This window comes from Vibrio sp. IB15 (assembly GCF_016406055.1).
GTDB lineage: Bacteria > Pseudomonadota > Gammaproteobacteria > Enterobacterales > Vibrionaceae > Vibrio > Vibrio chagasii.
Map to the genome: position 1 here is coordinate 1 of NZ_JAEFCE010000087.1, position 14,221 is coordinate 14,221.

Genomic DNA, 14,221 nt, shown 5'->3' on the forward strand with positions numbered 1-14,221 from the left:
TCCTTGTCGTATATGGATGATCAGATCACGAAACATAAAATTAGTTCAAAAAAAAACCCTAAGCTGTAGCTTAGGGATTTCTGTATAAGAGACAGACTAATTTGCTGGCTTTTCGTTGTATCGTATTTTTCAGTTCAACTTTAGAACTTATAGGTCACACCCAGAGCACCGCCTAGTTGCAACTCAACACCTTTGTACATATCAAGTTCAGGGTGAACCTGTGCGTAAGCATTCCAACCTTCGTAGAAGTTCACTTTAACGCCTAACGGCAAGCGTAAGCCAAAGTCGTCATTCCATTCAGCCCAAGCACCCGCGCCGACGTACCAGCTCAACGCAGCTTCAGTCTCGAACTGACCTCGCTTCCAGATGTAATCAAATGCAGCGCCGTCATTACCAATGGTGACACGGTATTTCTGGTCAAACTCAACAACGGCACTCAGATCTTGGTCAACGGCTAGACCAACTTCTAACGCAGGAGCTTCAGAAGCATGAGCAAAAGAGGTGAGGCTGCCGCACATAAGGCCAATCAAGTAACGATATTTCATAGTATTCTCAAACTGTTTCAAAAAGCGGTAGGTTAATTAAAAACCAACACCATTTGTCATCATAAAGTTAAAGATAGCAGACCATCAAAGATGATGATAATAGGTGATTAGTTTCAAATGAAAGGTAAATAACTGAGAGATAGAAGAATAAGCCTGATGAAACAGTAGAAACAAAAAAGGAGGCCAATTGGCCTCCTTTCAATTTATTGAATCAGTGAATTAACCGTTGTTACGGATCCACTCATCCATGTCTGTTTTCAGGTTGTCAGATTTAGTACCGAAGATAGCTTGTACGCCACCCGCTACTACTACAACACCTGCAGCACCTAGTTTCTTAAGCTTGTCTTGGTCAACAACTGCTGTATCAGCAACTGCAACACGTAGACGAGTGATACAAGCGTCAAGACCAGTGATGTTAGCTTTACCGCCGAATGCAGCAACTAGCTCACCAGCAAGTTCAGAACCAGTCGCAACTGCTTCGTCTTCTGACTCGTCTTCACGACCAGGAGTTTTAAGGTCTAGAGCTTTAATCACAGTGCGGAATACGATGTAGTAGATTGCAGCGTAAGCAATACCACAAACAACCATTAGACCCATCTTAGACGCGTGGCCAGATAGAACTAGGAAGTCGATTAGACCGTGTGAGAAAGATGTACCGTGTACAAAACCTAGAGTGTTCGCAAGAACGTAAGCAGAACCAGCTAGTAGAGCGTGGATTGCGTACAGAACAGGAGCAACGAATAGGAATGAGAATTCGATTGGTTCAGTGATACCCGTTAGGAATGAAGTTAACGCAGCAGAAGCCATGATACCCATTACTTTAGCGCGGTTTTCAGGCTTAGCTGAGTGTGCAATTGCGATTGCAGCAGCAGGTAGACCGAACATCTTGAACATGTAACCACCAGCTAGCTGACCGAAGCCATTGCCCGCTGCACGCGATGCGTCATCAGCAACTAGGTAACAAGTAAGAACACCGTTTTGAGTTTCGCCAGCAGCGTTTACACAAGTACCAGCTTCGAAGAAGAATGGTACGTTCCATACGTGGTGAAGACCAAATGGAATTAGAGAACGCTCAACGATACCGTAGATACCAAACGCCACTTGTGGGTTTTGGTGAGCAGCCCAATCAGAGAACGCAGAGATAGCGCCGCCAACTGGTGGCCATACTACAGATAGTAGGATTGCTAGACCGATCGCAGAGAAACCTGTGATGATTGGCACAGCACGCTTACCAGCGAAGAAGCCAAGGTACTCAGGAAGTTGAATACGGAAGAAACGGTTGAATGCCCAAGCAGCAACACCACCGACTAGGATACCACCTAGTACACCAGTATCGATTTTATCAACGCCCATTACACCAGCCATTACGCCTAGTGTAGCAGTCATGATGCCGTAACCAACGATTGCAGCTAGACCAGCTACACCATCGTTGTTAGTAAAGCCAAGTGCAACACCTACTGCAAACAGTAGTGCCATTTGACCGAATACTGAACCACCAGCTTGCTCCATAAGGTTTGAAACAATTTCTGGAATGAAAGGAAGATCTGCTGCACCGACACCTAGCAAAATACCCGCAACTGGTAAAACTGATACTGGAAGCATCAGAGACTTACCAACTTTTTGCAGGCTAGCAAAAAGGTTCTTAAACATGTTTATGCTCCTGATAAAGATAAAATAATTATATGGGTTCTAACGGCACACCCCCGTAGCCTATATGTTAGCACCCAGTGAAAATGTAACCATGTATTGCATTATATTTTCTGCCGCTAAATATATATTGATGCAGAACTAACTTTCTAGTGACTTACGAAATTTAGTTTCAAAACACGTCTTGGATCACATGTCAAATCTAGAAATGCAATGGTTTACAACAAAATAAAGCATTGAAATTTATGAGCATTTTTACAAGTCATTATTATTTTACTGGGTAAATAAAATAATAGAGAATGTTATTTTTAGTAACAAAATTACAAATGTTATAATTCACGCTCTCAAGTTCAACATAATTCGTAAACATTAAAAAAAAACGTATTTTTGGTGATCAAAAACACAAAAAGGGAGCTTTCGCTCCCTTTTATTTGTTTAGTTAGTTTTTTATCGCAAAAAAAGTTTTTGGTAATTTTTGGTCGTTTGTTCAGCAACCTCTTTCATCGATACACCTTTTAATTGCGCGATGTAGGCCGCCACTTCCACAACATATGCAGGTTGATTCTGCTTTCCACGATATGGAATCGGTGCTAAGTATGGAGAATCCGTTTCAATCAGTAGCCTATCTAACGGCAGATTCTTAACGACCTCTTTAAGTTCTGTTGCTTGCTTAAAGGTCACAATGCCTGAAATTGAAATATAGAACCCTAATTCCATTGCCGCTTCAGCAAACGCCTGATCTTCAGTAAAACAGTGGATAACACCACCGCACTTCTCAGCGCCACCGTCACGAAGAATCGCAAGTGTATCTTCACGCGCATTACGAGTGTGAATGATCAAAGGCTTGTTCAGTTCAACCGCAAGCTCAACATGCTGTTTGAATCGCAGCTGCTGCAATTCCGCAGTTTCAGGTTGATAGTGGTAATCTAAGCCGGTTTCACCTATCGCAACCACTTTAGGGTTACTCGCGTATTCACGCATTCTTTCAAGGCTGAAATCACTTTCAACATCAAGAGGATGAACGCCACAAGACGCTTTAACGTTATCAAACGGCGCTATCATTTCGAGCATATTTTCAAACGAATCTAGTGTCACACCCACAGAAAGTAGTTGTTCAACATTCGCTGCTTTCGCTTTGTTAACGACATCTTCTACACTGGTGTGTAAATCTTGGTAATCCAGCTTGTCTAAATGACAGTGGGAATCTACGAACATGTTTCCTCGCAAGTGGCTATCAGCCAATTCATTATGAGTAGCTCCGTATTGAGCCCAGGGTGTTGCTTCAACTGCTCAGTCAATATCAACAGTTTATGTGCTGCAGTATAGGCGCTTTGATAAGACATCACCTCACGCAGCGCATTAGCGCTGGGAGTGATAGCCGTATTCGCTAAGCCAAAATGCAGCTTCTGTACGTCAGACAATAAGTGCCATAACCAACCCAATTGAATCAAAGGGTCTTTGCTAAGCTCTGTCGAGAACTTTAGCATGTCAGGTTGAGTGCCTTTGATGATATTAACGAAACCGTCGAACACTTTCTCGGAAGCCTCTACACCGCCCTCTTCAAACATCGCTTTCGCTTTCAACGGGGCATTGTCGTTAAGTGCCAAAATATACGCAGGAACGACCTTACCCACTTCCCCGTCAAGCCATGCTGAGCCCGCTTCCAATTGTGGGCTCACCACATTGAACTGCTGACAGCGGCTGATGATGGTTGGCATTAGGCGATTACTGTTACGAGTCGATAAAATGAAAATACACTGGCTTGATGGCTCTTCGAGAGTTTTCAAAAGAGCATTAGAAGCCGACTCGTTCATCGCTTCAGCAGGCTCAAGCAAGATAACGCGTAAACCGCCCAACTGGGATGACTCTTGAGCCCAGCGATTACTAGCACGAACTTGATCAACCGTGATCGATTTGCCTTCTTTCTCTGGCGAGATGACATGAAAATCAGGATGACTGCCCGACTTCATTAACTCACAGCTATGGCAAAAACCACACGCCTCACTTTCATAGTTTGTGCACATTAATGCATCGGTAAGTTGGCTAATGAGAGCTTCAACGCCCAACCCTTCCGGCGCATTAACAATCACCGAATTAGGAAAACGCTCAGAATCGAGGCTTTTTTTCCACTCACTCCAAACTGGTGTGAGCCAAGAATACACTTCCGCCATGACTGCCTACTGTTGGTCTAGCCACGTACTAAGCGCTTGCTTAATATCTGCGGCTACTTGTTCTATCTCTTGCTCTGCATTGATCACAAGAACCGAATCATCTTGCGCAGCAATCTCAAGGTAACGTTCACGCGTGCGATCGAAGAAAGAGATATCCATCTTTTCAATTCTATCTAGCTCACCACGGCCACGTGCACGCTCAAGCCCTACTCTAGGGTCTAAGTCCAAGTATAGAGTTAGATCCGGCTTAAAATCGCCTAGCGTGGTTGCTTTCAATGATTCCATTGTCGTACGCGCGATCTGGCGACCACCACCTTGATACGCTTGAGAAGACATATCATGACGATCACCCAATACCCATTTACCGCTATCTAAAGCAGGCTTAATCACGTTTTCGACTAATTGAACACGTGCAGCGTACATCAGCAGTAACTCAGTCATGTCTTGAAGCTTTTCGCCTTCGTGCTCTTCTTTGACCAGTGAACGCATCTTTTCTGCCAGCACAGTACCGCCTGGTTCACGAGTGTTTACGAGCTCTTCAACACCAGAAGCTTTCAATGTCTCAACAATGGCATTGATAGCTGTACTTTTACCCGCACCTTCAAGGCCTTCAACCACGATAAATTTCGACTGATTCATAATTCGTTCTTTATTTGTTTCTTCTTAATTGTTTTAAGTAAGCTCGTACTGCACGGTTGTGCTCAGCCAAACTCTTTGAAAATACATGCCCACCTTTGCCACTCGCGACAAAATAGAGGTAGTTACTCTTTTCTGGATTCAGAGCCGCATTAATTGACGCTCGACCTGCCATGGCAATCGGCGTTGGCGGCAGGCCACTCATAGTGTATGTGTTGTATGGCGTTGGGGTTCTTAAATCTTTCTTACGGATGTTACCATCGTAGCTATCGCCCATTCCATAAATCACCGTTGGGTCCGTTTGTAGACGCATACGCTTGTTTAAGCGATTAACGAATACAGACGACACACGTTCACGCTCTGAAGCAACGGCCGTCTCTTTCTCAATAATAGAAGCTAGAATCAGAGCTTCATAAGGTGACTTAAGAGGCAGTTTATCCGCTCTGTTTTCCCATTCATCGTTCACCACGTTCATTAGGTCTCGATGGGCGCGCTTCAACAAATCTAAATCGGTTGTGCCATAGGTGTAGTGGTAGGTTTCGGCCAAGAACAAACCTTCTAGCTTCTCATTTTCAATGCCAAGCTTTTCAGCGATCTCTTTTTCAGACACACCATCTAACGTCTGTTGAATGAATTCATTGTCTTTTAGCTGCACGAGCCATTCGTCGAAACGACTGCCTTCAACAAAGGTAATTGTAAACTGGTGCTCTTTACCCTCTACAAGTACTTGCAGCGCTTGCTCAAGCGTTAACCCCGGCTCTAGCAAGAAAGTACCCGCTTTTACGTCAACAAGGTCAGGGTGAAGCTTACGGATTAATTTCTCATAAGGAGATGCCTCAAATAGGCCCTCATTGATTAACTGAGCCAGCACGCGGTTAAAGCTGCTGCCTGAAGCAACGGTAACTACCTGCGGCTTTTCTAATTGAATGACTTGTTTCAGGTTATCTTGTGCTTGGTTATACACATAGAACCCGGCAGCACCCGCTGCAATGAGGCACAAGATAATAAAAATAAATAACTTTTTGATCACGAGTTTAGTTGTCCTTGAAGGCTACGAGTAACGGTTCCAATGTCGAATTGGGTTTCACTAATACGGGTAACAGGGGCAACCCCTAAAATGGAGTTGGTGATGAAAACCTCATCAGCTTGCATGAGTTGAGGTAAGCAATAGTCACCAATAGTAACGGAAAGTTCAGTTTGGTTCAGCGCAGTTAACACTTGCTTACGCATAACTCCCGCTACACCACTTTGGGTTAGCTGAGGCGTACAAATCACCTCACCTTGGCGCCAAAACAGATTGGCCATGGTGGTTTCAATCACATTGCCAGAGATATCAAGAACCAAACCGTCAACTTCACCAGCTTGATCCATCTCGTCTTTCATCAGTACCTGCTCAAGACGATTGTTATGCTTGTGACCAGCAAGCAATGGGCTCAGCCCTAAAGCTTGGCGACAAATCCCGAGTTCGACTCCGGTATCTTGCCATGCCTCATAATGGCTTGGGTAATCAAACGTACTAATGGTAATGGTTGGCTTAGCAATGTTCTTAGTGCTGTAGCCTCTGCCGCCAGCACCGCGGCTAACATGCAGCTTTATTCCGGCTTTTCTACTATTAAACTTATTTGCACTTTCGAGGTGGCAGTTTTGGATGTGTTGAATTGCGCTATTGAGCCAAACGTTAACCACATTCCAATCTAATGCAGAAATACGTAACGCTTTTAGACATTCATCGACACGCTGTTGATGGTCCTGAAAATGCTGGATCTGACCATTTTGGACAAGCATTGTCGTAAAACAGCCGTCTCCGTATTGAAACGAACGATCTAAGATGTCGATAGTTTGCTGGCTTTGTCCGTCAACCCAAAACATGTTTTTCCCCATAAAAAGAAACGGCTCAATGCTAAGCATCAAGCCGTTTAAAAACAAGTCTAATTATGACTATCTACGACGTTTAGGTCTTTTATAAGATGATTAAATCTTTTTGAAGATCAAACAGCCGTTTGTACCACCGAAACCGAAAGAGTTACATGCAGCATATTCCATGTTGCTAACTTTACGAGCAGTATGAGGTACTAAGTCAATGTCTAAGCCTTCTTCAGGATCATCTAGATTGATTGTTGGTGGAACAATTTGGTCAACCAGAGACATAGCCGTAATGATAGCTTCAGCAGAACCAGCGGCACCTAGAAGGTGACCTGTCATTGATTTCGTTGAAGAAACCAATACTTGCTTGCTGCCAGCTTCGCCAAGAGCACGTTTGATGCCCTTCACTTCTGCTACGTCGCCTGCAGGAGTCGATGTACCGTGTGCGTTAACATAACCGATTTGTTCACCAGTAATGCCAGCATCACGCATAGCCGCTTCCATTGCTAGTGCGCCACCAGAACCATCTTCACTTGGAGATGTCATGTGGTAAGCGTCACCCGACATACCGAAGCCAACTAGCTCACAGTAAATCTTAGCGCCACGAGCTTTAGCGTGTTCGTACTCTTCTAGAACCATCATGCCAGCACCGTCACCAAGAACGAAGCCGTCACGGCCTTTGTCCCATGGACGAGAAGCTTTTTGAGGCTCGTCGTTGCGAGTAGATAGTGCTTTAGCTGCACCAAAACCACCCATACCTAGTGGTGTAGATGCTTTTTCAGCACCGCCCGCTAGCATTGCGTCAGCATCGCCGTATGCAATCATACGTGCCGCGTGACCAATGTTATGTAGGCCAGTTGTACATGCAGTAGAAATAGCGATGTTAGGACCGCGTAGACCACGCATGATAGACATGTGACCAGCAATCATGTTCACGATCGTTGACGGAACAAAGAATGGGCTAATTTTACGAGGGCCTTTTTCAGTAAGCGCTTGGTGACCGGCTTCGATCAAACCAAGACCACCGATACCAGAACCGATAGCCACACCAATACGTGGTGCGTTCTCATCAGTAACAGTTAGACCAGAATCATCAAGTGCCTGAACACCTGCTGCGACGCCGTATTGGATGAATAGATCCATTTTACGAGCATCTTTTTTAGACATGTACTCTTCGCAGTTAAAGTCTTTAACTAGACCTGCAAAACGAGTTGAGAAATTGGTTGCATCAAAGTGCTCGATATTCACGATACCACTTTGACCAGCTAGCAGGGCTTTCCAAGAAGATTCTACAGTGTTGCCTACCGGTGACAACATACCCATGCCAGTGACAACTACACGACGCTTGGACACGATTTTACACTCCGGAGATTGAGGTGATTTAAGATGAGGATAGATGAGTTAGAGAAAACACAGGCGGTCGAGGTGACCGCCTGGGAGAGATTATTACTGAGCGCTAGTTACGTAATCGATAGCTGCTTGAACAGTAGTAATTTTCTCAGCTTCTTCATCTGGGATTTCAGTGTCGAATTCTTCTTCTAGAGCCATTACTAGCTCAACTGTGTCTAGAGAATCTGCACCTAGGTCATCAACGAAAGAAGCTTCGTTTTTAACTTCAGCTTCGTCTACACCTAGCTGTTCAACAATGATTTTCTTTACGCGTTCTTCGAGGTTGCTCATTTTTTCTTTTCCTTTACAGAGTTCGCTTTATGCGATGTTTTCCGTAGTTTATTCAATCTATTGAAAGTTGCAAGGTCAACTTTTCTGGTCAAACCACAATTTTCACGATTTTAACCGAAATTACGTATGATCTTGACTTAAATCATGCACAAATGTTGCACATAATTTAAACCATGTACATACCGCCATTGACGTGAAGTGTTTCACCTGTGATATAAGCTGCCGCAGGCGACGCCAAAAATACCACAGCTTCAGCGATTTCGCGAGGGTCACCTAGTCGACCTGCTGGTACATTCGCCAAAGTTGCTGCACGTTGGTCATCATTTAGCGCTTTAGTCATGTCAGTTTCGATGAAACCAGGAGCAACAGTGTTCACTGTAACGCCACGAGACGCAACTTCACGAGCCATTGATTTAGTAAAGCCAATTACGCCAGCTTTAGCTGCTGCGTAGTTTGCTTGACCAGCGTTACCCATAGTACCCACTACAGAACCAACGTTAACGATACGGCCTTCACGCTTCTTCATCATGCCACGCAATACAGCTTTAGACATGCGGAAGATAGGTGTTAGGTTAGTGTCGATGATGTCATTCCATTCGTCGTCTTTCATACGCATTAGTAGGTTGTCACGAGTGATACCTGCGTTGTTAACTAGAATGTCAATCGCACCGAATTCATCGTTGATGGTTTTCAGTGTAGCAGCAATTGAGTCAACATCAGTTACGTTAAGAGCAAGACCTTTACCGTTCTCGCCAAGGTACTCACTGATTGCAGCAGCGCCGCCTTCAGATGTAGCAGTACCGATAACTTTAGCACCACGCTCAACTAAAAGTTCAGCGATTGCACGACCGATACCACGGCTTGCGCCTGTAACTAGTGCAACTTTGCCTTCTAAATTCATCATAACTTCTCTATTAAGTGGTTATTACTTAGCAGCTTCTAGTGATGCAGTGTCATTAACTGCAGCAGCTGTCATAGTTTTTACGATTCGTTTTGTTAGGCCAGTAAGAACTTTACCAGGACCTAATTCAAGTAGCTTCTCAACGCCTTGCTCGTTCATCGCTTGTACACCTTCAGTCCAACGAACTGGGCTGTAAAGTTGACGAACAAGCGCATCTTTAATTTTTGCAGGGTCTGTTTCAGCAACAACATCAACGTTGTTGATAACAGGCAATGCTGGCGTGTTGAATTCTAGAGCTTCTAGAGCTACCGCTAGCTTGTCTGCTGCAGGTTTCATTAGCGCACAGTGAGACGGTACAGATACTGGTAGAGGAAGTGCACGCTTAGCGCCCGCTTCTTTACATAGTGCACCAGCACGCTCTACTGCCGCTTTGTTACCCGCGATAACAACTTGGCCAGGAGAGTTGAAGTTCACTGGAGAAACAACTTCACCCTGTGCCGCTTCTTCACACGCTTTAGCAATCGCTTCATCATCTAGACCGATGATTGCGTACATTGCACCAACGCCTGCAGGAACCGCTTCTTGCATTAGCTGGCCACGTAGTTCAACTAGCTTGATCGCTTCTTTAAAGTCGATAACGCCAGCACATACTAGTGCAGAATATTCACCTAAGCTGTGACCCGCTAAGTTTGCAGGTTGCTCTAGGCCAAGCTCTTGCCATACACGCCAAATTGCAACAGACGCTGTTAGTAGAGCCGGTTGAGTGCGGAAAGTTTCATTTAGATTTTCTACTGGGCCATCTTGAACTAATGCCCATAGATCGTAACCAAGTGCTTCTGAAGCTTCAGCAAATATTTGTTTAACAACATCATACTGTTCGCCTAGGTCTGCAAGCATACCGATAGCTTGAGAGCCTTGGCCTGGGAATACGATAGCAAACTTGCTCATTGTAATTTTCCTTTAAGCAAAGCAAAAAATTGAATAAGGCACATAAGTTATGTGCCTTGTTTGTAGGTTTTCGCTTAGGGTTAGAATTTAACTAACGCAGAACCCCAAGTGAAGCCACCGCCAAATGCTTCCAATAGAAGCGTTTGACCGCGTTTAATTCGTCCGTCACGAACAGCCTCATCCAAGGCTGTTGGTACGGTAGCCGCTGACGTGTTGCCGTGCTTATCAAGGGTGATCACCACTTGATCAAGTGACATTGTCAGCTTTTTCGCCGTTGCTGAAATAATACGGTAGTTCGCTTGGTGTGGAACTAACCAATCAAGCTCTGACTTATCCATGTTATTTGCAGCTAATGTGTCTTTAACCAGCTTAGATAGCTGAGTTACCGCCACTTTGAATACTTCGTTGCCCGCCATGTGCAGCCATTTATCCGCATCACCGCCACGCTCTGGTACTTCAAGGCTTAGTAGCTCACCGTATTTACCATCAGAGTAAATATGTGTCGACAAAATACCTGGCTCTTCGCTTGCGCCTACAACAACCGCGCCTGCTGCATCACCAAATAGGATGATCGTAGAGCGGTCAGTCGGATCACAGGTTTTTGACAGTGCATCGGCACCAATCACCAAAACGTTCTTACACATGCCTGATTTGATGTGCTGATCAGCAACAGACAAAGCATAGACAAAACCAGAACACGCTGCAGCCAAATCAAACGCAGGGCAGCCTTTAATACCAAGCTTACCTTGTACCTGACACGCCGAAGACGGGAATGTGTGGCTACTACTGGTGGTCGCAACGATGATTAAATCAATATCTTCTTTGTCGATACCCGCCATTTCAATGGCATTTTCAGCAGCGTAAAACGCCATATCTGCAACGGTTTCGTTCTCCGCTGAAATACGACGCTCTTTAATACCTGTTCTAGCAACGATCCACTCATCGCTGGTCTCTACCATTTTCTCTAAGTCTGCGTTAGTACGCACCTGAGATGGCAAGTAGCTGCCAGTACCTAAAATTTTGCTATACATGAAGACTAATAATGCCTCTCGAGTAAAACCGCTTCCAAACGATCGCTAATGCGGCTGGGGACTTGTCGTTTGACCTCGTGTACTGCCTCGCCAATCGCGTTGACAACTGCAGATACATCAGCACTTCCATGACTTTTAATGACAATGCCGCGCAATCCTAACAAACTTGCGCCGTTATACTGGTCGGGGTTCAAGGTTTTTAATTCAGTAAATAGCTCAGAAAGCAACATTCTGGCTATCCAACCCTTTATTGTTGAAGCCATCATGCGCGTTTTTAGCTTATCAATAAAGAGCTGAGCCGTACCTTCGCACGTTTTTAAGCAGACATTGCCCACAAAACCATCACATACGACGACATCAGCAGCATCTTGCAGGAGTTGATTACCTTCAATATAGCCTATGAAGTTCACAGACTGAGTATTCGACAACATTTCAGCGCATCGTTTTACAAGGTCATTACCTTTAATTTCTTCGGCACCGATATTTAAAATAGCGACACGTGGAGCGCGACCTAAATGTTGTTCCGCTAATGCACTGCCCATTACAGCAAATTGGAAAAGCGAATCTGCATCACTAGACACATTTGCCCCTAAATCAAGCATCCATGTGCGATTTCCTGAGGCGGTAGGCAAAGCTGAAACCAATGCAGGCCTATCAATACCAGGAAGGAGCTTAAGTCGGAAACGGGACAAAGCCATCAATGCGCCAGTGTTGCCACCACTCACACAAGCATCCGCTTGAGAGTCGGCGACCAGATCAATCGCAGCACGCATGGAGCTACCCTGACTGTTACGCAAGGCTAGTGAAGGTTTTTCAGAATTGGAAATAACTCGATCACAATGCTGAATACTCAAACGAGAGTCAGGCATTCGACCTAATGAAGATAATTGAGATGTGATCGCGTTTCGATCACCTATGAGAATGACTTTTAGCTCTGGGAAATACGACAGTGCCTGCACGGCGGCAGGCACTGTTACACGAGGACCGAAGTCCCCGCCCATTGCATCAAGCGCAACGGTTAGATTTTTCAAAGGTCAACCTTACTTGTTGATAACCTTTTTGCCGCGGTAGAAACCTTCCGCAGTCACGTTGTGACGTAGGTGAGTTTCACCTGAAGTTGCGTCTACAGAAAGTGCAGCTGTAGTTAGCGCATCGTGTGAACGACGCATGCCACGCATTGAACGTGATTTCTTGCTCTTTTGTACGGCCATTGACCCTACTCCTATGTAAATTCTTAAAGAAGCAGTTACTTCTTCAAGCTTTTTAAAACATCAAATGGATTCGGCTTCTTGTCTTCCTCAATTTCTTCAGGAAGTTCACCAAACACCAAGTTATTTGAGTTAACGCTACATTTCGCATTATCGTGCATTGCTATTTGCGGCAATCCAAGGATGAACTCGTCTTCAACTAGTTGAATCAGGTCTAACTCACCGTACTCGTTCAGATCTACCAAATCGTACTCTTCCGGTGCTTCCTCTTCACTTTTCTCATTATAATAAGGAGTATAAGTGAATTGGACATCGCACTCATGTGCGAAAACCTCATTACAACGCTGACACTCTAAATCGACTTCGACGTTAGCTTTACCAGAGATAACGACTAATCGTTGTTCATCAAGCCCAAATGACAATGAGACTTGCGCGTCACGTTTTACGCCTTCAGTTGCCTCAGCTAAACGCTTAAAAAGACTGGTTTGGATGATGCCATCTAAATCTAGTCGTTTCTGAGCCGTTCTTGCCGGATCAACTGTACGCGGTATTTTTACCTTTTGCATAGGGCGCGAATCTTATCTTCCAAATCGAGTTTAGTCAAAGGAAATGGCAAAAAAAGTACACTTTTTTACCTTTCCCATACAGAGCATTATGAATAGCGGGATAACTTCCTATATCCTACTGTAAATGCTTCTATGAATTGTAAATTAAAATGAAAAATTACCAACTAGTTTTAGCCTCTACCTCACCATTTAGGCAAGAGATCCTCAAAAAACTACAAATTAGCTTCATTACGGCAAAGCCTGATTGTGATGAAACACCGATTACGGGGGAGACTCCACAACAGTTGGTAATGCGCCTTGCTGAAACCAAAGCTAAGTCTTGTGTCATTGATCAACCAAGCTTAGTGATTGGATCTGACCAAGTCTGCGTGATCGATGGCGAGATAATAGGTAAACCTCACACTCGTGAAAAAGCGATTGAGCAGCTATCTCGTCAAAGTGGCAAGAGCATCACTTTCTATACAGGAGTAACCGTATGGAACAGCGAAACCCAACAAGCTGACACGCGTCTCGATACCTTTATTGTTCACTTCCGTGATTTAACCGAGCAACAAATCATCTCTTATGTTGAAAAAGAAGAGCCGTATTGGTGCGCTGGCAGCTTCAAGTGTGAAGGGTTAGGTATCGCTTTGTTTAAAGAGATGGAAGGAAAAGATCCAAACACGCTTATCGGCCTGCCGCTTATCGACTTAGTCGATATGTTAGATGCACAAGGAATGAGTGTGCTTTAACTCGCGCTTATCACTCTTACAGAGATTCCCTACTCCTTCCTTCGTCATTCTAGGGAATGACGGAAGTTGTCTCTTGAACTTTAAAGAAAACACGATATGAAGACCATAGTAGTACCACTCAACTTTTAAAAAGGTCACTGCTGTCTCATTAATAATGCGGAAGACAGTAACCCAAAAGTTGTTCGACCGAGGTAACACGTAAACACAAGGTACTATTTTACTCGAATAGCAAAAAGTATCGTCATCCCCAAGAGTGAGGGACGTATATGGACTCCCCTAGTATTGCAAGGAAAC

General features: G+C 44.5%; 16 protein-coding genes. 1 reads left to right on the forward strand and 15 read right to left on the reverse strand.

The window, feature by feature from the left end:
- Positions 1-140: 140 nt before the first annotated feature.
- From JC606_RS21490 to yceD, 15 genes are all read right to left on the reverse strand, one after another.
- Positions 141-545: a hypothetical protein gene (locus JC606_RS21490; RefSeq protein ID WP_198779395.1), complete on the reverse strand. Its 405-nt coding sequence runs from the start codon at positions 543-545 to the stop codon at positions 141-143.
- Positions 546-764: 219 nt separating this feature from the next.
- Positions 765-2,195 (reverse strand): PTS glucose transporter subunit IIBC, encoded by a 1,431-nt coding sequence (gene ptsG, locus JC606_RS21495; protein ID WP_102426254.1) that lies wholly within the window; start codon positions 2,193-2,195, stop codon positions 765-767.
- A gap of 444 nt (positions 2,196-2,639) precedes the next feature.
- Entirely contained in the window at positions 2,640-3,407 is a 768-nt protein-coding gene (locus tag JC606_RS21500) for a TatD family hydrolase (protein WP_137409085.1), read from the reverse strand.
- Complete coding sequence (locus JC606_RS21505; protein ID WP_137409086.1) at positions 3,398-4,363, reverse strand: DNA polymerase III subunit delta'; 966 nt, start codon at positions 4,361-4,363, stop codon at positions 3,398-3,400. Before JC606_RS21505 ends, JC606_RS21500 begins: the two co-directional genes overlap by 10 nt.
- Positions 4,364-4,369: 6 nt before the next feature.
- A complete protein-coding gene (gene tmk, locus JC606_RS21510) occupies positions 4,370-5,002 on the reverse strand; it encodes a dTMP kinase (RefSeq protein WP_137409087.1) in 633 nt (210 codons plus the stop codon).
- Between the two features lie 10 nt (positions 5,003-5,012).
- On the reverse strand, positions 5,013-6,029 hold the full coding sequence (mltG, locus tag JC606_RS21515) for an endolytic transglycosylase MltG (protein WP_137409088.1): 1,017 nt from the start codon (positions 6,027-6,029) through the stop codon (positions 5,013-5,015).
- On the reverse strand, positions 6,026-6,868 hold the full coding sequence (pabC, locus tag JC606_RS21520) for an aminodeoxychorismate lyase (protein ID WP_116871818.1): 843 nt from the start codon (positions 6,866-6,868) through the stop codon (positions 6,026-6,028). The genes mltG and pabC overlap by 4 nt, the downstream gene beginning before the upstream one ends.
- Before the next feature lie 102 nt (positions 6,869-6,970).
- Positions 6,971-8,215, reverse strand: coding sequence for a beta-ketoacyl-ACP synthase II (gene fabF / locus JC606_RS21525; protein WP_004737382.1), 1,245 nt, complete (start codon positions 8,213-8,215; stop codon positions 6,971-6,973).
- 93 nt (positions 8,216-8,308) lie between these two features.
- Positions 8,309-8,542 (reverse strand): acyl carrier protein, encoded by a 234-nt coding sequence (gene acpP, locus JC606_RS21530; protein WP_004737381.1) that lies wholly within the window; start codon positions 8,540-8,542, stop codon positions 8,309-8,311.
- Positions 8,543-8,708: 166 nt separating this feature from the next.
- A complete protein-coding gene (gene fabG, locus JC606_RS21535; protein WP_004737380.1) occupies positions 8,709-9,443 on the reverse strand; it encodes a 3-oxoacyl-ACP reductase FabG in 735 nt (244 codons plus the stop codon).
- A gap of 24 nt (positions 9,444-9,467) precedes the next feature.
- On the reverse strand, positions 9,468-10,391 hold the full coding sequence (gene fabD / locus JC606_RS21540; RefSeq protein ID WP_198779396.1) for an ACP S-malonyltransferase: 924 nt from the start codon (positions 10,389-10,391) through the stop codon (positions 9,468-9,470).
- An 80-nt stretch (positions 10,392-10,471) separates the two neighbouring features.
- Positions 10,472-11,422 (reverse strand): beta-ketoacyl-ACP synthase III, encoded by a 951-nt coding sequence (locus JC606_RS21545; RefSeq protein WP_061033777.1) that lies wholly within the window; start codon positions 11,420-11,422, stop codon positions 10,472-10,474.
- A 5-nt stretch (positions 11,423-11,427) separates the two neighbouring features.
- The gene (gene plsX, locus JC606_RS21550; RefSeq protein WP_198779397.1) at positions 11,428-12,453 is read right to left on the reverse strand and encodes a phosphate acyltransferase PlsX; all 1,026 of its coding nucleotides are present in this window, start codon (positions 12,451-12,453) and stop codon (positions 11,428-11,430) included.
- A 9-nt stretch (positions 12,454-12,462) separates the two neighbouring features.
- Positions 12,463-12,633: a 50S ribosomal protein L32 gene (gene rpmF, locus JC606_RS21555; protein WP_004737376.1), complete on the reverse strand. Its 171-nt coding sequence runs from the start codon at positions 12,631-12,633 to the stop codon at positions 12,463-12,465.
- Between the two features lie 35 nt (positions 12,634-12,668).
- Positions 12,669-13,196, reverse strand: a complete 528-nt coding sequence (yceD, locus tag JC606_RS21560) for a 23S rRNA accumulation protein YceD (protein WP_137409091.1) — start codon at positions 13,194-13,196, stop codon at positions 12,669-12,671.
- A gap of 149 nt (positions 13,197-13,345) precedes the next feature.
- Here yceD and JC606_RS21565 point away from each other — a divergent pair, with 149 nt between their 5' ends.
- The gene (locus JC606_RS21565) at positions 13,346-13,927 is read left to right on the forward strand and encodes a Maf family protein (RefSeq protein WP_137409092.1); all 582 of its coding nucleotides are present in this window, start codon (positions 13,346-13,348) and stop codon (positions 13,925-13,927) included.
- Positions 13,928-14,221 lie beyond the last annotated feature (294 nt).

Bases quoted from the DNA above. Each gene is read 5' to 3' on its own strand.
- JC606_RS21490 (WP_198779395.1), bottom strand. From the start codon at position 545: ATGAAATATCGTTACTTGATTGGCCTTATGTGCGGCAGCCTCACCTCT.
- ptsG (WP_102426254.1), bottom strand. From the start codon at position 2,195: ATGTTTAAGAACCTTTTTGCTAGCCTGCAAAAAGTTGGTAAGTCTCTG.
- JC606_RS21500 (WP_137409085.1), bottom strand. From the start codon at position 3,407: ATGTTCGTAGATTCCCACTGTCATTTAGACAAGCTGGATTACCAAGAT.
- JC606_RS21505 (WP_137409086.1), bottom strand. From the start codon at position 4,363: ATGGCGGAAGTGTATTCTTGGCTCACACCAGTTTGGAGTGAGTGGAAA.
- tmk (WP_137409087.1), bottom strand. From the start codon at position 5,002: ATGAATCAGTCGAAATTTATCGTGGTTGAAGGCCTTGAAGGTGCGGGT.
- pabC (WP_116871818.1), bottom strand. From the start codon at position 6,868: ATGTTTTGGGTTGACGGACAAAGCCAGCAAACTATCGACATCTTAGAT.
- acpP (WP_004737381.1), bottom strand. From the start codon at position 8,542: ATGAGCAACCTCGAAGAACGCGTAAAGAAAATCATTGTTGAACAGCTA.
- fabG (WP_004737380.1), bottom strand. From the start codon at position 9,443: ATGAATTTAGAAGGCAAAGTTGCACTAGTTACAGGCGCAAGCCGTGGT.
- fabD (WP_198779396.1), bottom strand. From the start codon at position 10,391: ATGAGCAAGTTTGCTATCGTATTCCCAGGCCAAGGCTCTCAAGCTATC.
- JC606_RS21545 (WP_061033777.1), bottom strand. From the start codon at position 11,422: ATGTATAGCAAAATTTTAGGTACTGGCAGCTACTTGCCATCTCAGGTG.
- rpmF (WP_004737376.1), bottom strand. From the start codon at position 12,633: ATGGCCGTACAAAAGAGCAAGAAATCACGTTCAATGCGTGGCATGCGT.
- yceD (WP_137409091.1), bottom strand. From the start codon at position 13,196: ATGCAAAAGGTAAAAATACCGCGTACAGTTGATCCGGCAAGAACGGCT.
- JC606_RS21565 (WP_137409092.1), top strand. From the start codon at position 13,346: ATGAAAAATTACCAACTAGTTTTAGCCTCTACCTCACCATTTAGGCAA.